This window comes from Bacillus paralicheniformis, from assembly GCF_001042485.2.
GTDB classification, from domain to species: domain Bacteria; phylum Bacillota; class Bacilli; order Bacillales; family Bacillaceae; genus Bacillus; species Bacillus paralicheniformis.
Genome location: NZ_LBMN02000001.1, coordinates 348,330 through 370,193 on the forward strand (window position 1 = coordinate 348,330; position 21,864 = coordinate 370,193).

Genomic DNA, 21,864 nt, shown 5'->3' on the forward strand with positions numbered 1-21,864 from the left:
ATCCGCCAAGTTTTTTCTATAAAATGGTGATAGGGCAAGGTTACGCAAAAGGGAGGAAATTATGAGAAGATTACTTGTGATCGATGATCATCCGGCTGTCATGGAGGGGACGAAGGCAATTCTTGAAACGAACCAGGACTTTGTTGTCGATTGCCTCAGCCCTGAAGCCAGCGAACAATTTCTCAAGAAGCATGATTTTTCTGCGTATGACCTGATCTTAATGGATTTAAATTTGGGTGAAATCAACGGCATGGACCTATCTAAGAAAATCCTTGAGACGTGTTCATCATGCAAAATTATCGTTTACACAGGCTATGAAGTCGAAGATTATTTTGAAGAGGCGATTCGTTCCGGCATGCACGGCGCCATCAGCAAAACGGAATCGAAGGAAAAGATTATAGAGTACATATATCAGGTACTGGATAATAAAATTGTCGTCGATTATGATTATTTCAAGCAGCTGATTACACAGCAAAAATCGAAGTCAAACAGCCAGCAGACCCAGCACGATCTTTTGACTGAAAGGGAATGCCTGATCTTAAAAGAAGTCGAAAAAGGCTATACAAATCAGGAAATCGCTGATGCGCTTCATTTAAGCAAGCGGTCGATCGAATACAGTCTGACTTCCGTATTCAGCAAACTGAATGTAGGATCACGGACAGAGGCTGTTTTAATCGCGAAATCTGAAGGCGTACTTTGATGAAGGGACGATTGTAATGGAAACGAAACATACACTTCTTGAAGCGTTGGGAATCGAGTTGAAGGAATGCAGCAAAGAGCGGTGTGTTGCGGTCATGCCTGTCGACGAAAGAACGCGTCAGCCATTCGGTTATCTGCATGGAGGTGCGTCCGTTGCGCTTGCTGAAACGGTGGCAAGCATCGGGGCATATCAGCATATCGATCCAAAAGAGCAGGCATGCTTCGGGCTTGAGATCAACGCCAACCATATTAAATCGGTGAAAGACGGAACGGTTAAAGCGGTCGCAACGCCTCTGCATGTAGGCAAATCAACAATGGTGTTTCAAATTGAAATACGCGATGAGCAAGACAGCCTGATTTGCACGTCCAGGTGCACGATGGCGGTCATCAGCCGCCCTTCATCGTAAACCAAAAAAACTCGCCTTTTAGGGCGAGTTTTCTTTTTATAAATAGGAATCTTCCTTCTTTTTAATCAGAAAATTTCTGTTGCCTTCATAATCGTCCTGTACGCTTTTCTTTTCCATTTTTACGCCGGTGTTATAGGCGGCCCTTGCGATCAGGTGGGCGCCTACAGGAGACGTCAGAAATACAAAGACGATACCGAGCAGCACTTTGGCCGTAATGAAGCCGTGCAGAAACCAGAAGTAAAAGAATACGCCGAGCAGCACGCTGATGATCCCCAATGTCGCTCCTTTAGAAGCGGCGTGGATTCTTGAGTATACGTCAGGCAGCCGCAGCGTTCCAAAGGAAGCGGCTAACGATATCAGTGCGCCAAGAAGGACCAAGACGGCGATAAGCAATTTAGCGGCTTCGATCATTTTCGATAATCTCTCCTTTCTCAAGGAATTTAGAAAATGCGACGGTGCCGATAAAGGCCAGAATACCGATCAAAAGGATGACCTCCAAATATGCTGTCGTATTTAACAAGATGGACACGAGAGCCGTAATTCCGATCAGGTTGATGCCGATCGCATCAAGCGCCACCACTCTGTCCGGGATGCTCGGCCCTTTAATGACCCTCAGGACATACAGAAAAGTGGAGACCGCCAAAATGCCGAGTGACAATTGCAAAATAAATTCAAACATCAGCGGCTTACCTCCTTAATGGCCTCTTCAAACGAAATGCGGATATCACTGATAGCTTTCTCAGCATCATCGATATCGACCGCATGAATATAAAGAATCGAACGGTCATCAGAGATATCAACAACCAATGTGCCCGGTGTCAGCGTAATCAGGTTCGCCAATGTCGTGATTTCCCAGTCCGCTTTAAGGTCTGTCTTGAAGGCGAAGATGCCGGGCTTATTTTTTAACCTTGGGGATAAGATCGTCTTTAATACGCTGACGTTTGCGAGAACGAGCTCTTTAATAAAAATAAAAAGCAGTTTAATGATCGCCCAAATGTTAATCAAGTAAAAGCGGCGGCGGAAAAAACGCCTCATCAGAAAGAGCGAGAATAATCCGATCACATAACCGACGACAAGCCCGGCAGCGGTATAGTCATTGTTCAGAAACATCCAGCACAACGCAAGAATAAAGTTCAACAATATTTGTAATGCCATGCGATCTACTCCTTCAAAACGGCTTCAATATATTTTTCGGGGTTGACGAGCGTATCAGCCGCCTGATGGAAATACGGCGCGATAAGCTCGGTTCCGAGTCCGATGGCAAGCGACAGAAAGAGCAGTACCGCTGCCGGATACATATAGCCTTTTAGCGGTCTTTTGGCCGGAGCATCTTCCTGTTCATCCCCCCAGAAGCCGTTGATAAATATTTTCATGATGGAATACAAGACGAGCAGACTGGATAAAAGCATCAGCAGCGTAATCACGAATTCACCGCTTAGAAAGCCGCCCTCTGCAATTTTCAGCTTGCCGATGAATCCGCTGAAAGGAGGGACCCCTGCCAATGAAACAGCTGAAATCATAACCATCCAGCCGAGCACCGGATGGTTTTTGATCAGGCCGCTCATTTTTTTCAGGTTGTTTGTCCCTGTCAGAGCAAACAGCGCTCCGCCAAGCATAAACAGCGCTCCTTTAATGATCATGTCATGAATCAGATAGTAGACAGATCCTTCGATCGAAGCCGGCGTATTGGCGGCGATACCGAATAAGATCACACCGACCGCAGTCACAATATTGTAGATAATGATTTTTTGAACATCCCAGTAGGCGATCGAGCCGATGACACCGAAGATGATCGTAAGGGCCGCAAGCCAGACCATTAATTGATGAGTAAAAGCCGCGTCTTGGGTGAAAATTAATGTAAACACCCTTGTGATCGCGTACAGGCCGACTTTGGTCAGAAGTGCGCCAAACAGTGCGGACACAGCGGCAGGCGGCGCATAATAAGAACCAGGCATCCAGAAATACAGCGGGAAAATGCCGCCTTTTAAACCGAAGACGATCAAAAATAAAACAGCGATGACCGTGATCAGCCCGGTTTGGCCCGATTCACTGATCCGAACGCTCAAATCCGCCATGTTTAATGTGCCCGTCACCGCATATAAATAAGCGACTCCGATGACAAAGAGGGCGGAAGAGATAATGTTAAAGACGATGTACTTCAGAGATTCCCGCAGCTGGATCTTCGTGCCGCCAATGACGATCAGCACATACGAAGCCATCAGGAGAACCTCAAAAAATACGAACAGGTTAAACAAATCCCCGGTTAAGAAAGCGCCGCTAACTCCGGCAAGCAGGAACTGGACCGCGGGATAATAAAAGAAACGCTCGCGTTTTTCGCCGATGGAGCGAAACGAATAAAGAACCGTCAGAAATCCGATAATGGCTGTCGTTAACGCCAGAAGGCTGGCGAATTGATCAGCGACAAGGCTGATCCCGAACGGCGGCTTCCACCCGCCGAGATATAAGGTCTGGATTCCGTCCGTATAGACGGTCTGCACAAGAACAGCGGCCGCCGCGATCGCCGCAATGGAAGATATGGCGCTGAATGCACGCATCAGCACGATCGACTTGTTCATAAAGATGAGCAGAACTGCGGCCATTAAAGGAATCAGTATTGGCAGAATTACAAGATTATTCATGTTGATCATTTCCCCTCATTTGATCCATATCATCCATTTTCAGCTCTTGGTAGGCGCGGAAAGCCATGACCAGGAGAAACGAGGTGACCCCGAAAGCAATGACGATCGCCGTTAAAATCAACGCCTGAGGGAGAGGGTCGACATAGGTTGACGACTCTTCATTTAAAATGGGAGGCGCTCCTTTTTTTAATCCTCCCATTGTCAGCAAAAGCAGGTGGACGCCATGGCTGAGAACGGCAGTTCCGATAATCACCCTCAGAAGGCTTTTTGAAAGCAAGAGATATGTCGCCGCCATAAACAAAATTCCTACAATAAAAGACATTAAAATCTCCATTATTCTCTCTCCCCAATCGTCTGAATAATGGTCATGGTCACGCCGACCACTACGAGATAAACCCCGATATCAAACAATACCGCGGTGGCAAGCTCCGTTTTCCCCAAGAGCGGAAGATTAAAGTAATCAAACGCGTGGGAAAGAAACTGAGCGCCGAATAAAAATGAGCCGATTCCGGTTGAAACGGAAATGAATAAGCCGACGGCTGCCACATAGATAAAGTTGACGGGCAAAATGTTCTGCACCGTTTTTAAATCATAGGCAAGCAGCAGAAGGACGAGCGAAGACGCCGTCATCAATCCGCCGATAAAACCGCCGCCCGGGTTATTATGGCCGGCAAAAAACAGATGGAAAGAAAAGAGCAGAATGATAAAGGATGCAATCTTTGTAACGGTTTGCAGGATCACATCATTCGTCTGAACCTTTTTCAATGCTCTTCCCCTCCTTTCCCCATTCTGAGCCTGATCATGCCGTATATTCCTAAAGCGGCTATGACAAGTACGGTAATTTCAAACAATGTATCAAATCCCCTGAAGTCGACCAATATCACGTTGACGATATTGTGGCCGCCTGCGAGTTTATAGCTGTTTTCAATAAAATACGATGCGATGCTTTCAAGGGAGCGCTGGCTGTTTGCAGAAAGTGCGAGCAGCGTCACAACAGTTCCGACCCCGACCGAGACAAGCGCATTTGTGACCCTGAACTTAGCCGACTTCGGCTTGAATCTGAGCTTCGGCAAATGATAGAAGCAAAGCAGGAACAATGCGACTGAAATCGTTTCAATGATCAGCTGCGTCAGCGCGAGATCCGGCGCTCTGAAAATGACGAAGAACAGCGCGAGTGTGTAGCCGATGACGCCGAGCCCGATAATCGCCGTCAGTCTTGATCTTGCGAAAACGGTGGTAAATGTTGCGGCAATCATGACGGCTGACAGCACAAGCTCATAGATGCCGATTGAAGCATTGCCTTTCACATCGTAGGAAAAGCCTCCGGTAACAGCGAGCGATCCGCCGATGATCACGATAAAGAAGACAAAAACATAGACGAGATAATCGCGAAGAAACCCGGTCATATATGTTCTTGTAATCTTGTTGGAGCCTTTTTCAAGTCCAGACAGCGAGCTGTCGTACAGTTTGTTGAGCGTCAGTTTTTCCGGGAAGAGGCCGTAGACCTTCCGCCATTTTGACAAGGTCAAATAGGCGAGAACTCCGAGAGCAACGACGCCGATTGTCATGTAGAGTTCAGGTGAAAAGCCGTGCCACATGTAAATATGAACCTTGAATTTTTCGTCCCCGTCCAAAAGGGTCGGCATAATCGACGATGCAGCAGGTTCAATGATGCTGTATGACAGAATGTTCGGGAAAAAGAAAAAAATCAACACGAGAGAGACGAGGACAATCGGCGAAATCAGCATACCGAGTGGAGCCTCATGCGCTTGTTTTTCAAGTTTTTCGGGCTGATATTTCCCCCCGAACGTTTTAAACAGCAGAACCATGCAGTAAATGAACGTAAACACGCTTCCGATCCAAGCCAGAACAGGAAGCAGAAAACTCCATGTGTCGGCGTTATACAAGTTAAAGTTCGTAATCCTGAGCATGCTGGTGAAAAACATTTCCTTGCTCAAAAAGCCGTTGAACGGCGGCAGACCAGCCATTGAAAATGCGCCGATCAGCGTAATCGTAAACGTAATCGGCATGATCGTCATCAGTCCGCCGAGCTTGCGGATATCCCTCGTTCCCGTTTCATGATCGATGATTCCGACCGCCATGAACAGGCTGCCTTTGAATGTCGCATGGTTGATCAGGTGAAAAACGGCGGCGATTACTGCAACCATATAGTATTCAAAATTTTGATAGTGCAGAGCTGCGGATCCGACGCCGAGCATCGACATGATCATTCCGAGCTGGCTGACCGTAGAAAAGGCAAGTATCGATTTCAGATCAGTCTGCTTGACGGCGTTGAATGAACCCCAGAAAAGTGTGACAATCCCCGTGAGGGACACGATCCAAAACCACTCCCCGGAAAAAGCGAACACAGGGGTGAATCTTGCAACGATATAAATTCCCGCTTTTACCATCGTGGCGGAGTGCAGGTAAGCACTTACAGGCGTTGGTGCTTCCATCGCGTCCGGAAGCCAGATGTAAAAAGGGAACTGCGCAGATTTAGTGAAGGCTCCGATTAACACCAGCACGAGAGCCGGAATGAAAAAGCCGTGACCCGAAATTAAATCAACTTGGTTGATCATTTCTCTGATCGAGAATGAACCCGTAATCGTGTAAAGAAGAATGAAGCCTCCAAGCATGGAAAGACCGCCGAAAATGGTGATAAGCATCGATTTCGTCGCGCCGTATCTTGATTTTTCCCGCTTGTACCAATAGCCGATGAGCAAAAAAGACGATATGCTGGTCAATTCCCAAAATAAATAAAGTACAATGACGTTATCAACGAGAACAACGCCGAGCATTGCCCCCATGAACATGAGCAGATAAACGTAAAACGGTCCGAGCTGCTCTCTTTCTTTAGATAGATAATAGATGCTGTAAAGGACAACCAAAGACCCTATCCCTGTAATCAGAAGGGCGAATAGCAATCCGAGTCCGTCAACGTATGCGGTAAAGTTAATGCCAAAAGACGGAATCCATTCCAGTACAGCCTTTAATGTTCCGCCATCCGCCGTCATGTTGATCATGCGGAAAAAATAAATAAATAATAGAATAGGAAGAACCAGGACAAACCAGCCTGTATGAATCTTTCTGACGTTTTTCGCCAATAGCGGAATCAAAAAGGCGAGTGCAAAAGGCGATAAAATTGCAATATGTAAAGCCGTCATATTAACCTCCCTTAAAGTAGCATGTATAAATACATTCTGTTCCATACTAAAATTTTCAAACGTTATGTACTTTTTTAGAACTGGTGACCTAGACAAATTATAACTTAAATTTTAATCGGCTGCATGATCTCATGGTAACCGCGGTTTATGCGGTCTTATGAACCTGAAAACAATTTTAACAAAAAATGCGGCATTTGTATAATGGAAAGTTTTTTTGAACAAGATGAATTTGAGGTGATGAAAGATGAGAAGGAAAGCTTTTGTCAGCTTAAGTTTATTTTGTTCGCTTTTTGCGGGAGCGTTTATGATCAACAGGGAAATGACGCGTGAACAGACTCCGGGGATAGGAACGGACGAAGGCCCTCAATTCCGCGGGGATTACACGCCGCTCCAGACGGGAGCGGAAGATCAGTCCTTAACGGGAAAAGAAAGAGCTCCCTTTAAACCGAGAGAATATATCAGAGTTGAGAAACGCTGAAAACAAAAAAGGAATCCGATCGTATAGATCAGACTCCTTTTTGTTTTTTTATGCGGCTCTTACGTGAAGAACCTTAGTAAAACGGTCGCCATAATGACGGTTGCTGCCCCGCCGAGACGCGTTGAGATTTGCGCAAACGGCATCAGCCCCATCCGGCCTGAAGCCGAAAGAATGGCCACGTCCCCCGTACCGCCGAGACCGCTGTGACAGCCAGTGACAATCGCTGATTCAACAGGGTACATGTTCATTAATTTGCCGACAAAGTAGCCTGATGTCACCATGGCAATGACGACTGAAGCGCAGACGGCGATGAAGCGCAGGGAAATAACGGACGCCACATCATCAAGCGGGATGTAAAGAATGCCGAGCCCGACCATCAGCGGCCAAGTGAAGCTTGATGACATGAATTTGTAAAGCTGGTGTGCGCCTTTTTCCATGCTTGCAGGCAGAAGCTTTGCATATTTTACGGCAGCCGCCGCGATGATCATCAGGATCGCTCCCGGAATTGCGATAAACTTGGAGACCAAACCGCCGAAAATGAAGAAGGAACATGCGATTAAAACGCCGGCACCCATTAATTTTAAATCGATTTTCGGCTCCTCTTCTTTTTGGTTGAAAATTCCATCGTCTTTTTTCGATTTGACGAGCCTGCCGTTACCGTTCAGTTCAGGGCGCTTTTCGCCAAGCTTTTTCATCAGTCCGGCTGAGATGATGGCAACGACGTTTCCGATAATAGCGGCCGGAATGAGCTGTGAAACAAATACATCGGTGGATTGTCCCAAAATTTGCGAGTAAGCGAGTGACAGCGGCAGGATTCCTTCGCCGATGCCTCCGGCAATAATCGGTACAATAATAAAGAAGAAAGCTTCATAAGGGCTGTAGCCAAACAACAGACCGACGAGAATACCGGCGGCAACCGCTGCGACCGTCCCGGCCAACAACGGAACGAACATTCTCATAAAACCTTGAATCAGAACCGTGCGATGCATCCCTAAAATACTTCCCGCGACTAAACATGCGATGTAGAAATACAGAAAATTCGACGTTTTCATCAAAGTCGTAACCGCTTCCATAGATGCGGGGTTAAGCACTTTGAAAAAGACTAAAAACGACGGAACAAACAGCGAGAGAATGGCAGGTCCGCCGATATCTTTTAAAATCGGAATGCGCTGTCCGACATCCCCGAGAATAATTCCGAGAATCATAATGACCGCGAAACCGCCAAGCATGTCATTCGGCAATTCGTTAAAGTAAGCTGCCAGAAAAACAATCAGCGCAAGTGCAATGTATAGCGGAAACGGAATCACGCCGATTTTCCAATTGATCAACTTCTGGAAAAAATTTTTATTTTCTTTATGACCGTGATTTGTAATCGGTTTCAAATCTTTTGCTGCTTCCATCAAAAACACCCCCATGTTTGTATGTGTTCAATTGTAGAAGAAAAGTGTCAATTCTGTGCGTTTTTTAAATTAAAATAATCGATTGATAATTAAATTAAAGCGAAAGAGAGCGGAAAAAGAGGAGGAATCTGCTTGGTTTCGATCAATTTATAGGTCTTTTGGTTTATTAGGAAGCTGTATCCAGGTGAAAAAAGGGAATTCTCTGTCCGGGGAGAAAGCTTTTTTAAAGCAGCAATTAAAAAACCCCGAAGCTGTTTTCGGGGGTTTTTGCATTATGATTTTCTTTTGGCAAGAGATCCTAACACCTCTCCCATTTTCACTTGAAGAGAGGGGTGAAGGCGCTCATCAGGAATAAAGGTATCCTTTTCAAACAGCAGAATTACGGTCGAGCCGAAAGAGAAATATGCGATTTCGTCGCCTTGACGCCATTCTTTTGACTCCTCGAGCATCACGATCGAGTTAATATACATCGCCCCCACCTTCACAAGCAGTGCGGACCCATATTGGTGCTTAAATTCGGAAATCATCCGGTAGTTTTTTGTCAGCGGCGATTTCCCGTATGTCAAACCGATTTGATTCACGGGGTAAGACGTGCTTCCCAGCGAATATTGCGTTTCAAGTGTACCGTCAGCCGGGCTGTGAATTCTGTGGTAGTCCCTCGGGCTTAAATAGATAATGATATAGGCTCCGCCGATATAGCGGTTCACGATCTCGGATCGTCCGATCATTTCTTCTACGGAATAGAGCTTTTGTTTGACGGTAAATTGCTTGTCACGGGTGATGGCGCCCATTTCTTCGATGACTCCGTCCACTGGGCTGACCAGGCTGTTTGGATCAGCGGGAAGGGGGCGTGCACCGCTCTTTAATTTTCTGATGAACAGCTCATGCAGGCTGTTAAAAGAGCGGACATCTTCAAGCATCTCTTCTGTATTGATATGAAAGGTTTTGATATAGGAGGGGATGAGAGGTTTGCTGAGCTTTGACTGAGCAAACTTTTTCAGCATCCGTGACATGCCCTTTTTATTTGTCAACTCGATCAAAAACCGGTAAAGCCGCTTTTTCAAGCTGTTCACTCCTTTACTGATCACGCGGGATGGAAGCGGTATTTAAATCACGCCGATGGTGTATCCGATCGTAATAAAAACGAGACACCAAATAAAAGCCCCTGATCCGGCATAAATCAGGAACCTTTTCATGTCCATCTCGTTCATGCCGGACAGATAGCATGTCACATGGCGGATTCCGGGAACAAAGTAGCCGAAAAGAATCGTCCACGGGCCGTATTTTTCAAACCAGCGGTGCACGGTGTCCAGTCTTTTCGGCGTCAGACCGATCCATTTCCCGAACTTATCGAGCAGCGGTTTACCGATTTTCTTCCCTAGAAAGTAACTGATGAGCATCCCTGATACCGCACCTGAAAAGCTGATCAAAAGAGACAGCTCATAGTTTAATAGATGAATAGAAGACAGATAACCGACAAATGTCATCATGACTTCATCGGGTATCGGCAGGCCTACAATTCCGAGAACAAGCATCCCGAATATCGCAAAATACCCGTATTGGGAAATCAATTCTTTTGCCAACTCCATGAAAAACTAGCTCACTTTCTTCAATAGTTTTTTCCCCTTCAGGCTGATGACTTTGATTTTGCTGACCATGAGAAAGGACAGGAACAGCATAATCAAAATGTACGGCTTTTTGCCAAGGATCTCTGATAAAAGGTTTAAGCAAACCAGAATTGTTCCGGCTGCGGTGATCGGAAGGCCTGTAAAATAATCCTGGTTCTCTGATTGAATATTAAATCGCGCCAGCCGAAGCGCTCCGCAAACAGGGAATAACAATGTCGAAGGAAGGCCTAAGATCGGTGCATCATAAAAAACGATTGAATAGGTGATGATGGCCGGGGCGACTCCGAAAGTGATAATATCAGACAAAGAATCCAATTCTTTTCCAAACGGGCTGACGGCATTTAATCTGCGCGCGGCCATGCCGTCAAGGCTGTCCAAGATAGCGCCGATCAGAACAAATATAATGGCTAAGAATAAATACCCTCTGAATGCAAGCAATATTGAAGAGATGCCCGAAACAAAGTTTCCAATCGTAATTAAAGAAGGTATGACTGATTTATTCAATGTTTTCGCATCCTTTAAATAAAAACGTTTTATATAGAAATTAAACAATATTAAATTGTATACGATTTGCTTCCTGTCTGCAATAAAATTCCTGAAATGATTGATAACCAGACTTTTTCATCATACCATAAAAGTGGTAAAGACACTGGCGGCGTCAAAAAAATTTATATTTTGTTAAGGTAACAAAAAAATGAATAAGAGAGCAGACGCTCTCTTATTCTATCGTTCGGTTCGCGTTTTCCTTTAATATAAGCCGATATATCAGGCCAGCGCGGGAATCGTCAAACGCAAGGCGAAATCAGCATCAGACGCTTGGTATTTCTTTAAAGAAGGGAAGCGTGGACCCGATGCTGTTGATAGCTTTGAGCGAAGCCGAAGAACAGAGCGGATTCGTTCGGGTCGAACCCTAAGCGCAGCGAGCGCGATAAATCCTTGTCCGGTAACGGCGGCATGCGAGAAGTCAAGCGTGACCGTCACAAAAAAACGCCCGCTGTCTTTAGGAAGCAGCGGGCGGGGAGGGGACATGTTATAGATATTGGTTAATCACGTTCAAGTCATTTGTATTTAATTTATATTGGAAAACCGGTCTGCCGATCGTGCCGTAGGCCATTTCTACGTTGAGAACTTCGATTTCCTCCAGAAACTTCAAGTATTTGCGAATTGAAACTTGAGAGATTTCCGTGTGATTGGCCAAATCTTCTGTTGTGAACGTCAAGCTGTCAAACGATCTGATGCTTGACCAAATGAGATTCAGCGTGCTTTTGGTCAGCCCTTTTGGCAAATGCATCTTTTCGGGCGCGCGTTTTTTTTGAAAAAGTTCGAAATCCAGCTCTTTTTGGCTGATATTCCGGTTGCTTGCATAAAGCTGCTGCTTCCGTTTGTAATCGGTTAGGGCGCTTTGAAACCGCTCAAATTCGAACGGCTTGATTAAGTAATCGACAGCCCCGTACCGCAGCGTTTTTTGAACAACATCCATTTCACTGGCCGCTGAGATGACGATCACGTCGACAGCTTGATTCTGGCGTCTGATCTCAGTGAGCAGCTCGACGCCGTTCCTGCCCGGCATATAAATATCGAGCAGGATCAGATCGATGTGCTCTTCCCGGAGGAAGGTGAGAGCCTCTTGAAAAGAAGCGGCAATTCCCTTCAGCTGAAATCCCTCTACCTGGCTGAGGTAACGTTTATTCAGCTCTCTTACCATCGGGTCATCTTCAACAATTAATACATCAATCATGGTCATCCTCCTTTGGTTCATACGGAATGCGGAGACTGAATGTCGTTCCTTCATTCTTTTCGCTTGTCACGATGATATGTCCATTTAAATTTTCAAGGCTTTGTTCGACGAAATAAAGCCCGAACCCCCGGTTGGAGCCCTTTGTTGAAAAGCCTTGATCAAACATTTTCTGCTGTTCCTCCTTGGATATGCCGACTCCCGTATCCGTGACTTCAATATCAAGCTGTCCGTCATGGTGGCGGAATGAAATCGAGATATTTTTCTTATCAGTTGCGGAAACGGCATCCAGGGCATTGTTGAGAAGGTTCCCGATAACGGTGATTAAATCGTGTATCACCGCTGTGTTGGCTGTATCCGGAATCCTCGTGCTGCAATGAACCTCCAGCGAGGCCCCCTGTTCCCGGATATAGCTCTGCTTGCCGAGCAAAAAGCCGGCGAGCACCGAGTTTTTAATATGGTTGATAATTTCGCTCGCTTCAGACTGCTGATAGATCGCAATGTCTTTTATATAGTTTCCAAGCTCGTCGTAGTTCTTTAATTGAACGAGACCGAGAATCACGTGGAGCTTGTTCATAAACTCGTGCGACTGCGCCCTGAGCGCGTTTGCGTACATTTTAACACCGGACAGCTGCTCAGCTAAGTGCTTCACTTCGGTTTTGTCCCGGAATGTGGCAATCGCTCCGACGATGTTTCCCTTTTTTAAGTGGATCGGAACTTCATTAAAGACAAGTTCTAGCCCGTTGATTCTAACGTCGCGGTCCAGAACGGGCTTCTGAGTATCGATCACTTGTTTCAGGCGGTTGTTTGGCAAGATGTCGGTGACATCCCGGTCGATCGGATTCTCTTCGATCCCCATTTTATGAAACAGGCGCTTCGCTTCCGCGTTGGCGAGCTTGATTTTTCCTGTTCGGTCAACGGCGAGTATCCCTTCTTTTGTCGACTCAAGCATCGCGCTTCGTTCATTCAAAAGCGTTGCAATTTCATACGGTTCCATACCGAACATAATCGTTTTTACTTTCCTCGCCACGATGACAGCTCCGATGATTCCGGCGAAGATGCTGAGGACGATGACCGTATATAAAGGGCGGAGATTTTGCTGGGTGATCTGCTCAATCTCGTTAAGGGTGATTCCGACCGCTACCGCTCCGACCTGGCTGCCCGTTTTATTATAGATGGGAACAAAAGCCCTCAGTGATTCACCGAGCGTGCCTTTTGCCGTACTAATGTGGCGGCGGCCCTTCAGCACTTCTTTTTCGTCCCCGCCGGCAAATTTCTTTCCGATTTTATTCGGATCCGGGTGGGTTTTACGGATGCTGTTCATATCCATGACAACGACGAATTCAGTCTCGGTGATTTTTTGAACGCGGGCGGTGTATTTTCGGAGCTCATCGTATTCGCCGCTTTCCAGCGATTGCGCCGTAATCGGAGCTTCGGCGACCATCTCCGCCGTCTGCAGGGCAATCTGCTGCTCCTGCTCCCGAATGTTCCTTGCGGTCTCGGAACCGACCATAAAAAACGCGATCAATAAAGAAATCAAAACGACGACGCAGACAAATATCGTTAATCGTGTCTGCAGTTTTAATGTTTTTTTCAACGGCGATTCCTCGCGATCTATTGATTAGTCAACACATAATACTTTACAAGTAAATGGCGAATTTGTGAAGAATCCTGCCCCTTTCTGCCGCGAACAGCAGAAATTAAAAATATGGAAAATATTCTTGTCAACAGGTCCTAAGTCGTACATAATGAATGAGGAACATATCAGAAAGGGACTTTTTTTATGAAAAATACGTATGTAACAGGCTTTTTTCCTTTTATCGCAATTCTTCTTTTCAGTTCATCTCTTGCGATTTCTTCCGTTATCTATGCCATGGGGATACTGTCTTCTCTCGGCATTTACAAAGGAATGCTCGAATTTTTCTCTGAGAGCGGCATCCGGATGGCTTTGTTTGCTGTGTTTACGCTGATTTTTTTCATGGTATTTTCCGCTTTGAAGCTGATTGCCAATACAGTGACAGAGCTTGCCCTCTTATTTTTCGCCAAAGATCCTGAAGGAGCGAACCTGAGGAAAATCAGGGTCGGTTCTGCCGTGTATCTGGGAGCAAGCCTTTTATCCTTTATTTTTGTCCAATATGCCGCTGGAATTGCAGCGCTTTTTTTACTCGCAACACTCGTATATTTAATTTTTATCGTTTATGCGATCCACAGCACGCTTTCATTTATGTCATTAATCGGCTTTATTATGTTTGAGCTGCTGTTTTGGTTTACGTTTTTAATCGGCACGGTGTATATCGTCATCAAGCTATATAACAGCGTCATGGCGAGCCTGCCCGTTTGAGCCATGCAAAAAACCGGAGCGCGGACGTTTGTCCGGCGGCTCCGGTTTTTTTATGACAAAAATCGTTTTCTGATCTCAGGACCGGGAATGGTGCACTCGCTTTTTTGCCCAAACCATTTGTAACGGTTTTTCGCAATCACGCTGTAGATGGCGTCCCGTAGCGGTCTGGGAATGATCAAGAGGGCGGAAGCGGCCCGCCAAAGACCAGGAAGGCTTTTCACCACATGCAAGGCCGCGGTTGATTTCTGATATACCCGTCCGTTTTCGATCAAAATAAAGCTGTCAAAATGATCGGAGGGGAGCTGATATTGCTTGAGCAGCTTCCCCCCGGCATCAGATTGCAGGGAAGCGAATGAAAATAAGCCTTCTGGATCATGCTTGATGATGACTTGAACGGCTCCGTCGCAAAAGTTGCACACGCCGTCAAACAGAACGATTCGCTCAGGCATATCAGCCACTTTCAGCCACCCCTTTTTTGATTTAAGATGCGTATGCAAGCGTTCCTCTCCAGATTAAAAGTTGAGGTCCCGCGTGATGCAGATACTCGACATTGCCTTTTGCCTCTTTTCCGACCCATACACTCATTGTGTACGTATCCGTCAATCCGACAAACCAAAGGTCTCTGTACCCGTTGGATGTTCCGGTTTTGCCTCCTACATATCCGCCGCTGAAATTCGCTTTTTTCCCGGTTCCTTCTTTGACAACCGCTGATAAGAGCTGACGCATTTGGTTGTTTGTACGCATGCTGAATACTTGCTGCGGTTTGTCTTTCCATTTGTAAAGCGTTTTGCCTTTTAAGTCCGTCACCTTTGTGATGGCATGGCTGGATGTATAGCTGCCGTTATTGCCGAAAGTCGTATAGGCATCGGCCATCTCCAGCGGTGAGAAGCCCCATGTAAATCCGCCCAGTGCAGCAGGAAGACGGTAGTCGTTTTGAACGATTTTATCAAATCCGAACGGTTTTAAATAGCTGAATCCTTTTTGCACGCCGACTCGGTTCAACATTCGTACGGCCGGTGTATTATACGAATATTTAAAGGCTGTCTTGATCGACACGGTTCCGTATGTTCTTTCGTTGAAGTTGTTCGGACAGTATTCTTTGCTGCAAAATTTGCTTGCGTCAATCATGCTGCCTGCCGTCGCACCCGTTTCTTCAATGTACGGGCCGTAGTCAAGGAGCGGTTTAATCGATGATCCCGGCTGCCTGTATGCTTGGAATGCCAGGTTATAATCATACTTTTTATAATTTTTCCCGCCGGACATGGCGACGATTTGATGGGTTTGGTGGTTGATCACCACCGCTCCGCCTTGTACGCCTTCATAAGGGAGGCGATTATTCACTTGCTGGACGACCCGGTTTTGCATCCCGGTATCGAGTGCCGTATAAATTTTGATTCCGCTGGTCGTGAGGGAGCTGATGCGGTTAGACAGCTCTTTTTCGATTTTTTTCTTTTCTTCTTTTGTTTTTGCCTTTTTCAGCCGTTCGTTAAACCCTTCCGAAGCAGACACCAATTTGGTGAATTCCTCATTGACATAAGTCGTATAGTCGGGATAAGCGTCTTTCTTTTCTTTTACATTAAGCGTAATTTTCTGCTTTACGGCTTTGCTGTATTCTTTTTCAGTGATCACGCCCGCTTTTTTCAGCCCTTCAAGCAGCCGCTTTTGGCGGGTTTTTGTGTAGTCAAAATGTTTCAAAGGATCATATAATGTAGGGTTATTAGGGATCGCGCAAATAAATGCCGTTTCGGCAAGGTTGAGAGATTTCAAAGGCTTGCTGAAATAGAAAGAAGACGCGGATCCAATTCCGTAGACCCCATGATTAAAATAGATCGTGTTTAAATATTTCTCAAAAATTTCTTCTTTTGAAAGCTTTTTTTCCAGCTGATAGGAATACAGCAGCTCTGTGAACTTGCGGTCGAAGGTTCGTTCATGGTTCAAATACAAGTTTCTCGAAAGCTGCTGTGTAATCGTGCTGGCCCCCTGATCAATGCCGCCTTTTTTGACATTGGCTGCGGCGGCCCGGGCCATCCCGATAAAATCAAAGCCTTTATGCTGAAAGAAATGACGATCCTCTGAAGTCAGAAACAGCTGCTTCACATGATCAGGGATATTTTTATAGGGGACAAATACCCGGTTTTGGTGATCTGAAACGATTTCGGAAATCAGGGCGCCGTCCCTGTCATACATGTAGCTGTTTTGTACAAGGCCGATATCTTTTATATTGATCTTCTCATCGAGCACCTGATCGAGTGGCTTCATATCCTGAGCTTCACGGCCGGAGGCCATTAAGGTAAAGACAAATATAGGAATTAACATCAACAGAAAAATCCATCCAAAAAATGAACGCAACTTTGTCACTCTCTTTTCGCTAAATTCTAGCCATATCGTACCATTCTTTTTCGATATCGAGAAGGATAATTTGATAGATTGGCAGTTTTTTATCCGATTTCAGCTTGCTTTTGCTTCTGATTTCTTTTGCTGGGACCTTTGGAACATCAGAAGGCATGCTCCGCCGAAAAAGAGAACGGCAGTTGCGTAAAAAGCGGAAGAAATACCGAAAAAGCTGGAAAGAACGCCGCCGAGCACCGGACCGATGACATTGCCCAAAAATCTGAAACTTACATTATAGCCAAGCACTTCCCCTTGAATAGGCCCCGGAGATTCAACTCGGATTAAGGCGGTGATGCAGGGAATCATCCCGCCAAGCGCGATTCCGAACAGAAAGCGGAAGAACACAAGCATTTCATACTGAGATGTAAGTCCTTGCGGAATAACGCAAACCGCGGCAGCCAGCGCGAGAATCATCAATATTTTTCCGTGGCCGAACCGGTCGCCTAAGGCGCCCCATTTTCTCGCGGCGAGAAGGCTTCCAAGGCCGGTTGCAGAAAAAGCCAGCCCTGAGAAAAATGCGAGATTGTCAGTTCCGTGCAGCTCGCTGACATATAAGGCGAGCAGTGGCTGAACACTGAAGTTTCCCACTTGAATCACAGCGGTGAGGATCATCGCCGTAATCAGCGGGCGCTGGTGCAGAATCGTCTGCAGCACCTGCTTTCTCGTGTACCCGGCGGAGGCATCGCGCTTCGGCTTCAGGGGCCGTTCACGCACTCCGGCAAACACGAGGAAAACGGCGCTGTAAATGGCAAATGCCGTAATGAAAAACGTATATGTAAAACCGACGCGATCGGCGAGCAGACCGCCGAGCAAGGGGCCGAATAATCCTCCTGAGACCGTGCCCATCTGCAGCGTGCCGAGCACTTTGCCAGCCGTTTTTTTCGGCGTCTGAGCCGATATCATGGCAAGGGAAGTGGGAATGAACCCGGTGACGAGCCCCATCGCCATTCTCAAAAAAAACAGTTCGTATACGGAAGAAACAAGGGACATGAGAAGAATGCAAGTGCCGATGCCGGTGCCCGTGATCAAGAGGATTTTTTTATAGCCGTGTTTATCTCCGAACCTTCCCCAAAAAGGAGAAACCAAAAAGGCCATCAAAAATGTGACGCCGAAAACGTATCCGCTCCATTTTGCCGTAAATCCGTCCGAATAGCTGCCGAGCGTTTCAATATAAAGGGAAAGAAATGGCAGAACCATTGTAGAGCTTGCGGCCACGAAAAAATTCGCGAACCACATGATCACAAGGTTTTTCTTATAAACAGAGATGCGAATCACCTTCTTAAAAAATTTGAATTTCCTTCATTATAAATGAAATGTGGAAGCTGTATGGAATCGCTGCTCATTGGAATAACGGAAATTAGGTATTTGAAGGAATTTTCAACATTTTCAGAAATTAAAACCTTAAATATAGAAATATAATGATATAATAAGAGAAATATGAGCGTACTTTGGAAAACATTCAGAAGACTTTAGGCTTGGACGATTTCAATCCGCTGCGTTACCACCATAAGTTTTTTATATTGAGATAGAAAGGCAGGTGTGAAAGTTGGAAGCGAGCACCTTACTGATTATTGATTTTGAATTTACAATGCCTGAGGGAAAGTATCACCCGCAAAATTTTTTCCCGGAAATCATAGAAGCAGGGATTGTAAAGGCGGTTCATGATGAGGTGGTTGAGACATTTTCAAGCTATATTAAGCCGAAGAAGTTCCCTAAATTAACGAGGCGCTGCAAAAATTTTCTCAGCATCACGCAGGAACAGGTTGACCAAGGCATCACGTTTAACGCGCTGATTGAAAAGCTGCGGGAGCTTGATCCTGACCGAAACAGCGTCATCATTACATGGGGAAACATGGATATGAAAGTGCTGAAGCAAAATTGCATGTTCAACCATGTTCCGTTTCCGTTTAAAGGGGAGATGAGGGATCTTTCCATGGAGTACAAGGAATTTTTCGGCGACAAAACATTGACGAATTTGTGGAAGGCAGCGGAAGAGTACGGCGATTCAGGTACGGGAAAACAGCATAAAGCGCTTGACGACGCGATGACAACGTATAAGTTGTTTCGGCTCGTAGAACGGGATAAGAAGTATTTGGAAAATCCGAAACCGACGACGATCGGCGAACGGGTTGACCTCTCAAAAGTCTTTCCGCACGCCACATAAACAACCCAATCTGACAAACAGATTGGGTTATTTGTGCGGGAAATATTCTTTTTCAAGCCCATGAATAAGCTCAAGCGATTTTGCCGCGTATTCGGACGAATCGTTTTGCAGATCCGTTTTTAAGCGGCTCAAAGCTGAGCGGAGCGAATCCGCATAATCCGGTACAGCTTCATCGAACGGCTTCACCATGCGGTGCGGGATATTTGTCTGTTCACCGAAAGCGAGCGCTTTTCGTTCATGAAAAAAAGGGACGTCTGCCTTATTGGGATGATGAAGATCGCCTTGCTTCGGGTGGGTCAGCACGGCGAGGATTTTGACCAGGTAGTGCATCGGTTTAACATCCGTAATTTCGCCGATGTAGACGCCTGTCTTATAAAACCCTTTTACGTGATCTCCGACTTGAAATTGGTTGTTCACTGCATCTGCCTCCTAATGGTATCATAATAAATAAATGGTAAAAAATCATTTCAGGGAGGAAGAAAAATGGCGCCGTTTCTGATTCAGTTTATGCTCTATTTTCCTGAAGACAAAAGAGAATATATCCCTTCTTTTATTACGCTGGCCGTTTTCTTTATCATCGCGATTGTTGTATTCCGGCTGATCATCAAGCATTCCAAAAAAGAAGCTGAAAAAGCGGAAAAGCTGGAGAGAGAATTGAATGAAACCATCCACAAGCGCTCTTAGAAGCGCTCGGGAACGATTATGAAAAAGCGGTCTTCAGACGTCTGAGCCCGTCTTTTACAACAGAGAGCGAACATCCGACATTCATTCTGACGAATCCTTCTCCGCCCGGTCCGTACTTCGGTCCCGGCTCTAGAATCAGCTTTCCTTTATGAAGGAGAAGACGTTTGATGTCCTGATCCGTCAATCCGAGCTTGCGGCAGTCAAGCCATGCCAAGTAAGAGGCGTCAGGCTTCATCATGCGGACCTCAGGCAGCTCCTCTGCCAAAAAGCGGCGGACTTCTTCCATATTTCGTTCGATGTAAGGGATAAGCTGATCGAGCCACGGTTCGCCTTTTGAATAGGCCGCTTCGATTGCTGCAACTGCAAATGTATTTAAAGAATGCAGTCCCTGACGCTGCATGACCTTTGCAAAGGCGGTTCTCTTCACCTTGTCGGGTATGATGATGGCTGAGGCCTGCAACCCGGCCAAGTTAAACGTTTTGCTCGGTGCAATGCATGTGATCGAAATGTCCGCAAATTCCGGAGATAAAGAGGCGAACGGCGTATGGTTCAGTCCGTTCAGCATCAGGTCTGAATGGATTTCGTCGGAAACAACTGTGACACCGTGTTTAAGGCAGAGTTCGCCCAGCGTTGTCAACTCTTCTTTCGACCATGAACGTCCGGAAGGGTTGTGCGGATTGCAAAGAATGAACATCTTCACATCCGGTTCCCCAAGCTTTTTTTCAAGGTCGGAAAAATCCATTTCATAGCGGCCATCTTTTTCAATTAATGGATTGTGTAACACAACCCGTCCGTTTTTTTCAACTATATCAAAGAACGGCGTATATACAGGCGGCTGTACGACCACCCGCTCGCCGGGCTCTGTGTACGCCTGCACCGCTTGGGCTAGCGCTGTTACAATGCCCGGGCTGAAAGTGATAAACGCCGGTTCAGAATTCCATCCGTGCCGGCGGCTGAGCCAATCGGTGACAGCTTCCTTCGTGCCCGCGCTTGCAGATGTATAGCCGAAAACCCCGTGCTCCAAACGCTGCTGAAGAGCGTCAATAACGGGCTGAGGGGCGCGGAAATCCATATCAGCCACCCACATTGGAAGCGCGTCATCTACACCGAATAATTCCTGTGTTAAGTCCCACTTCACAGACTGGGTCCCGCGTCTGTTATGTTCTGTATTAAAATCCATGATCTCACCTCATGTCTTTTTCATATGTTATACATTAACTGTGATAAGGATAGATTGCAATGTTTTAACCATGAAAGCTTTTATAAAATAAAGGGAGTGGCATCCGATGGAATGGAGCGGTGTGCCCTGAGTGGGCTTTTCAGCGTCATCTCAACCCTATGAGCTGGTATATTCGCTCGGTTTTTCTCTTGGCGCTTGCGTATTTTTGCTATAGGCGGACTTGGAAAGGCGTCATCGTTACTTTTTTGCTGATGACGAGCAGCATGGTTTGGTTTCCCGTCCCCGAGCGGATCAATCCGGAGATGCAGGCTGTTTTGGATTACGAGCTGAAGCTTTTGTCCAACCCGCTTTCTGCCGTGGTCACGCTCGCTTTTATGATGGGGTTTCTCGTGTTGATTGGCGCGGCATTTTGGAAACGCTCCTTAGGGTGGGGACTTGCGGTATTGAATGTGACGCTGATCGGCAAGGTCGTGCTGTCAGTGATGCTGACGGGGGAAAACGGCTGGGCGCCCCTCGGAAATACCGTCTTCGGATTGATTCTCGTCAACGGCATCGGGCTGCTGCTGATCGCCTGGCGGAGGAAGCGGAGAAAAGCCGGCCGATAGCCTGGTGCTTTCCTTATCGACAAGCCGGCGCGTTATGATACAATAGCTTTTGAAATATTACAATGAAGCGGTGATCATGATGAAAGAAAGTCAGGCAGCAGCACAAATCATCCACATCATAAAGGAATGGGATCCGTTTCAAGCCGGATTCGATTTTTATGAAACGGAAGCGGCCGAGATCGTTCAGGCCGTATACACGGAAAACGATGCAGAGCGGCTGGGCGAAGCGATCCAGTCCGTTTTTGAAGTATCATTTGATCAGACGCTGCCGCTGGCAAAATGCAAACAGCTGGCTGAACGGCTCCTTGTGATCAAAGACAGCAGTTCGTGCTGATCAAAATCTAAAAAC

At 46.3% G+C, this 21,864-nt stretch carries 25 protein-coding genes and 1 pseudogene; 8 read left to right on the forward strand and 18 right to left on the reverse strand.

What is annotated here, in order from left to right:
• Window positions 1–61: 61 nt before the first annotated feature.
• Both comA and ACH97_RS01770 read left to right on the forward strand, forming a co-directional pair.
• Complete coding sequence (comA, locus tag ACH97_RS01765) at window positions 62–700, forward strand: two-component system response regulator ComA (protein WP_003184849.1); 639 nt, start codon at window positions 62–64, stop codon at window positions 698–700.
• A 16-nt stretch (window positions 701–716) separates the two neighbouring features.
• Window positions 717–1,106, forward strand: coding sequence for a hotdog fold thioesterase (locus tag ACH97_RS01770; protein WP_009329508.1), 390 nt, complete (start codon window positions 717–719; stop codon window positions 1,104–1,106).
• Between the two features lie 36 nt (window positions 1,107–1,142).
• On the opposite strand, the gene mnhG is transcribed toward ACH97_RS01770, so the two are convergent.
• The 7 genes from mnhG to ACH97_RS01805 are packed head-to-tail and all read right to left on the reverse strand — an operon-like array spanning window position 1,143 to window position 6,909.
• Window positions 1,143–1,517, reverse strand: a complete 375-nt coding sequence (mnhG, locus tag ACH97_RS01775) for a monovalent cation/H(+) antiporter subunit G (protein ID WP_023856153.1) — start codon at window positions 1,515–1,517, stop codon at window positions 1,143–1,145.
• Window positions 1,501–1,785, reverse strand: coding sequence for a Na(+)/H(+) antiporter subunit F1 (locus ACH97_RS01780; RefSeq protein WP_003184842.1), 285 nt, complete (start codon window positions 1,783–1,785; stop codon window positions 1,501–1,503). Before ACH97_RS01780 ends, mnhG begins: the two co-directional genes overlap by 17 nt.
• On the reverse strand, window positions 1,785–2,261 hold the full coding sequence (locus tag ACH97_RS01785) for a Na+/H+ antiporter subunit E (RefSeq protein ID WP_020452787.1): 477 nt from the start codon (window positions 2,259–2,261) through the stop codon (window positions 1,785–1,787). Before ACH97_RS01785 ends, ACH97_RS01780 begins: the two co-directional genes overlap by 1 nt.
• 5 nt (window positions 2,262–2,266) lie before the next feature.
• Entirely contained in the window at window positions 2,267–3,745 is a 1,479-nt protein-coding gene (locus ACH97_RS01790; protein WP_020452786.1) for a Na+/H+ antiporter subunit D, read from the reverse strand.
• On the reverse strand, window positions 3,738–4,079 hold the full coding sequence (locus ACH97_RS01795) for a Na(+)/H(+) antiporter subunit C (protein WP_020452785.1): 342 nt from the start codon (window positions 4,077–4,079) through the stop codon (window positions 3,738–3,740). Before ACH97_RS01795 ends, ACH97_RS01790 begins: the two co-directional genes overlap by 8 nt.
• A complete protein-coding gene (locus tag ACH97_RS01800) occupies window positions 4,079–4,510 on the reverse strand; it encodes a Na(+)/H(+) antiporter subunit B (protein WP_003184834.1) in 432 nt (143 codons plus the stop codon). The genes ACH97_RS01795 and ACH97_RS01800 overlap by 1 nt, the downstream gene beginning before the upstream one ends.
• Window positions 4,507–6,909, reverse strand: coding sequence for a Na+/H+ antiporter subunit A (locus tag ACH97_RS01805; RefSeq protein WP_020452784.1), 2,403 nt, complete (start codon window positions 6,907–6,909; stop codon window positions 4,507–4,509). The genes ACH97_RS01800 and ACH97_RS01805 overlap by 4 nt, the downstream gene beginning before the upstream one ends.
• A 244-nt stretch (window positions 6,910–7,153) precedes the next feature.
• Here ACH97_RS01805 and ACH97_RS01810 point away from each other — a divergent pair, with 244 nt between their 5' ends.
• Window positions 7,154–7,387, forward strand: coding sequence for a hypothetical protein (locus ACH97_RS01810; RefSeq protein WP_041817304.1), 234 nt, complete (start codon window positions 7,154–7,156; stop codon window positions 7,385–7,387).
• A gap of 59 nt (window positions 7,388–7,446) precedes the next feature.
• Here ACH97_RS01810 and ACH97_RS01815 read toward each other — a convergent pair whose 3' ends face one another.
• From ACH97_RS01815 to malK, 6 genes are all read right to left on the reverse strand, one after another.
• The gene (locus tag ACH97_RS01815) at window positions 7,447–8,787 is read right to left on the reverse strand and encodes a 2-hydroxycarboxylate transporter family protein (RefSeq protein WP_020452783.1); all 1,341 of its coding nucleotides are present in this window, start codon (window positions 8,785–8,787) and stop codon (window positions 7,447–7,449) included.
• A 272-nt stretch (window positions 8,788–9,059) separates the two neighbouring features.
• Window positions 9,060–9,851: a phosphatidylserine decarboxylase gene (locus ACH97_RS01820; protein ID WP_020452782.1), complete on the reverse strand. Its 792-nt coding sequence runs from the start codon at window positions 9,849–9,851 to the stop codon at window positions 9,060–9,062.
• Window positions 9,852–9,893: 42 nt separating this feature from the next.
• Entirely contained in the window at window positions 9,894–10,376 is a 483-nt protein-coding gene (locus ACH97_RS01825) for a DedA family protein (RefSeq protein WP_020452781.1), read from the reverse strand.
• A 6-nt stretch (window positions 10,377–10,382) separates the two neighbouring features.
• Complete coding sequence (gene pssA, locus ACH97_RS01830; RefSeq protein WP_020452780.1) at window positions 10,383–10,919, reverse strand: CDP-diacylglycerol--serine O-phosphatidyltransferase; 537 nt, start codon at window positions 10,917–10,919, stop codon at window positions 10,383–10,385.
• A 526-nt stretch (window positions 10,920–11,445) separates the two neighbouring features.
• On the reverse strand, window positions 11,446–12,153 hold the full coding sequence (locus ACH97_RS01835; RefSeq protein ID WP_020452779.1) for a response regulator: 708 nt from the start codon (window positions 12,151–12,153) through the stop codon (window positions 11,446–11,448).
• Entirely contained in the window at window positions 12,146–13,747 is a 1,602-nt protein-coding gene (gene malK / locus ACH97_RS01840) for a malate sensor histidine kinase MalK (RefSeq protein ID WP_020452778.1), read from the reverse strand. The genes ACH97_RS01835 and malK overlap by 8 nt, the downstream gene beginning before the upstream one ends.
• A gap of 186 nt (window positions 13,748–13,933) precedes the next feature.
• Between malK and ACH97_RS01845 the strand changes: the two genes are divergently transcribed.
• The gene (locus tag ACH97_RS01845) at window positions 13,934–14,491 is read left to right on the forward strand and encodes a YufK family protein (protein ID WP_020452777.1); all 558 of its coding nucleotides are present in this window, start codon (window positions 13,934–13,936) and stop codon (window positions 14,489–14,491) included.
• Window positions 14,492–14,541: 50 nt separating this feature from the next.
• Here ACH97_RS01845 and ACH97_RS01850 read toward each other — a convergent pair whose 3' ends face one another.
• The 3 genes from ACH97_RS01850 to ACH97_RS01860 form a co-directional block, all read right to left on the reverse strand.
• Window positions 14,542–14,940: a thiol-disulfide oxidoreductase DCC family protein gene (locus tag ACH97_RS01850; protein WP_041817465.1), complete on the reverse strand. Its 399-nt coding sequence runs from the start codon at window positions 14,938–14,940 to the stop codon at window positions 14,542–14,544.
• A 31-nt stretch (window positions 14,941–14,971) separates the two neighbouring features.
• A complete protein-coding gene (locus ACH97_RS01855) occupies window positions 14,972–16,807 on the reverse strand; it encodes a transglycosylase domain-containing protein (protein ID WP_050820803.1) in 1,836 nt (611 codons plus the stop codon).
• A gap of 132 nt (window positions 16,808–16,939) precedes the next feature.
• Window positions 16,940–18,118 carry an MFS transporter gene (locus ACH97_RS01860; protein WP_041817464.1) on the reverse strand — a complete coding sequence of 393 codons (1,179 nt, stop codon included), beginning with the start codon at window positions 18,116–18,118 and terminating at the stop codon, window positions 16,940–16,942.
• Window positions 18,119–18,428: 310 nt separating this feature from the next.
• On the opposite strand from ACH97_RS01860, the gene kapD reads away from it, so the two are divergent.
• Entirely contained in the window at window positions 18,429–19,046 is a 618-nt protein-coding gene (gene kapD, locus ACH97_RS01865) for a 3'-5' exonuclease KapD (RefSeq protein ID WP_003184808.1), read from the forward strand.
• 27 nt (window positions 19,047–19,073) lie between these two features.
• Here the strand turns inward: kapD and kapB are convergent, their stop codons facing one another.
• A complete protein-coding gene (gene kapB, locus ACH97_RS01870; RefSeq protein ID WP_020452773.1) occupies window positions 19,074–19,463 on the reverse strand; it encodes a kinase-associated lipoprotein KapB in 390 nt (129 codons plus the stop codon).
• 66 nt (window positions 19,464–19,529) lie between these two features.
• On the opposite strand from kapB, the gene ACH97_RS01875 reads away from it, so the two are divergent.
• On the forward strand, window positions 19,530–19,730 hold the full coding sequence (locus ACH97_RS01875; RefSeq protein WP_020452772.1) for a hypothetical protein: 201 nt from the start codon (window positions 19,530–19,532) through the stop codon (window positions 19,728–19,730).
• A gap of 16 nt (window positions 19,731–19,746) precedes the next feature.
• Here the strand turns inward: ACH97_RS01875 and ACH97_RS01880 are convergent, their stop codons facing one another.
• Window positions 19,747–20,910, reverse strand: coding sequence for a MalY/PatB family protein (locus ACH97_RS01880; RefSeq protein WP_048350239.1), 1,164 nt, complete (start codon window positions 20,908–20,910; stop codon window positions 19,747–19,749).
• Window positions 20,911–21,016: 106 nt separating this feature from the next.
• Between ACH97_RS01880 and ACH97_RS01885 the strand changes: the two are divergent.
• A pseudogene (locus ACH97_RS01885) lies at window positions 21,017–21,515 on the forward strand (hypothetical protein).
• 79 nt (window positions 21,516–21,594) lie between these two features.
• The gene (locus ACH97_RS01890; RefSeq protein WP_020452769.1) at window positions 21,595–21,849 is read left to right on the forward strand and encodes a DUF1871 family protein; all 255 of its coding nucleotides are present in this window, start codon (window positions 21,595–21,597) and stop codon (window positions 21,847–21,849) included.
• Window positions 21,850–21,864 lie beyond the last annotated feature (15 nt).

Coding starts and splice junctions, on each gene's coding strand:
- ACH97_RS01770 (WP_009329508.1), top strand. CDS start 717: ATGGAAACGAAACATACACTTCTTGAAGCGTTGGGAATCGAGTTGAAG.
- ACH97_RS01835 (WP_020452779.1), bottom strand. CDS start 12,153: ATGATTGATGTATTAATTGTTGAAGATGACCCGATGGTAAGAGAGCTG.
- ACH97_RS01890 (WP_020452769.1), top strand. CDS start 21,595: ATGAAAGAAAGTCAGGCAGCAGCACAAATCATCCACATCATAAAGGAA.
- ACH97_RS01795 (WP_020452785.1), bottom strand. CDS start 4,079: ATGGAGATTTTAATGTCTTTTATTGTAGGAATTTTGTTTATGGCGGCG.
- ACH97_RS01780 (WP_003184842.1), bottom strand. CDS start 1,785: ATGTTTGAATTTATTTTGCAATTGTCACTCGGCATTTTGGCGGTCTCC.
- ACH97_RS01785 (WP_020452787.1), bottom strand. CDS start 2,261: ATGGCATTACAAATATTGTTGAACTTTATTCTTGCGTTGTGCTGGATG.
- ACH97_RS01855 (WP_050820803.1), bottom strand. CDS start 16,807: ATGTTAATTCCTATATTTGTCTTTACCTTAATGGCCTCCGGCCGTGAA.
- ACH97_RS01825 (WP_020452781.1), bottom strand. CDS start 10,376: ATGGAGTTGGCAAAAGAATTGATTTCCCAATACGGGTATTTTGCGATA.
- ACH97_RS01860 (WP_041817464.1), bottom strand. CDS start 18,118: ATGTGGTTCGCGAATTTTTTCGTGGCCGCAAGCTCTACAATGGTTCTG.
- ACH97_RS01790 (WP_020452786.1), bottom strand. CDS start 3,745: ATGAATAATCTTGTAATTCTGCCAATACTGATTCCTTTAATGGCCGCA.
- ACH97_RS01880 (WP_048350239.1), bottom strand. CDS start 20,910: ATGGATTTTAATACAGAACATAACAGACGCGGGACCCAGTCTGTGAAG.
- ACH97_RS01815 (WP_020452783.1), bottom strand. CDS start 8,787: ATGGAAGCAGCAAAAGATTTGAAACCGATTACAAATCACGGTCATAAA.
- ACH97_RS01845 (WP_020452777.1), top strand. CDS start 13,934: ATGAAAAATACGTATGTAACAGGCTTTTTTCCTTTTATCGCAATTCTT.
- ACH97_RS01875 (WP_020452772.1), top strand. CDS start 19,530: ATGGCGCCGTTTCTGATTCAGTTTATGCTCTATTTTCCTGAAGACAAA.
- ACH97_RS01850 (WP_041817465.1), bottom strand. CDS start 14,940: ATGCCTGAGCGAATCGTTCTGTTTGACGGCGTGTGCAACTTTTGCGAC.
- mnhG (WP_023856153.1), bottom strand. CDS start 1,517: ATGATCGAAGCCGCTAAATTGCTTATCGCCGTCTTGGTCCTTCTTGGC.
- comA (WP_003184849.1), top strand. CDS start 62: ATGAGAAGATTACTTGTGATCGATGATCATCCGGCTGTCATGGAGGGG.
- ACH97_RS01810 (WP_041817304.1), top strand. CDS start 7,154: ATGAGAAGGAAAGCTTTTGTCAGCTTAAGTTTATTTTGTTCGCTTTTT.
- ACH97_RS01805 (WP_020452784.1), bottom strand. CDS start 6,909: ATGACGGCTTTACATATTGCAATTTTATCGCCTTTTGCACTCGCCTTT.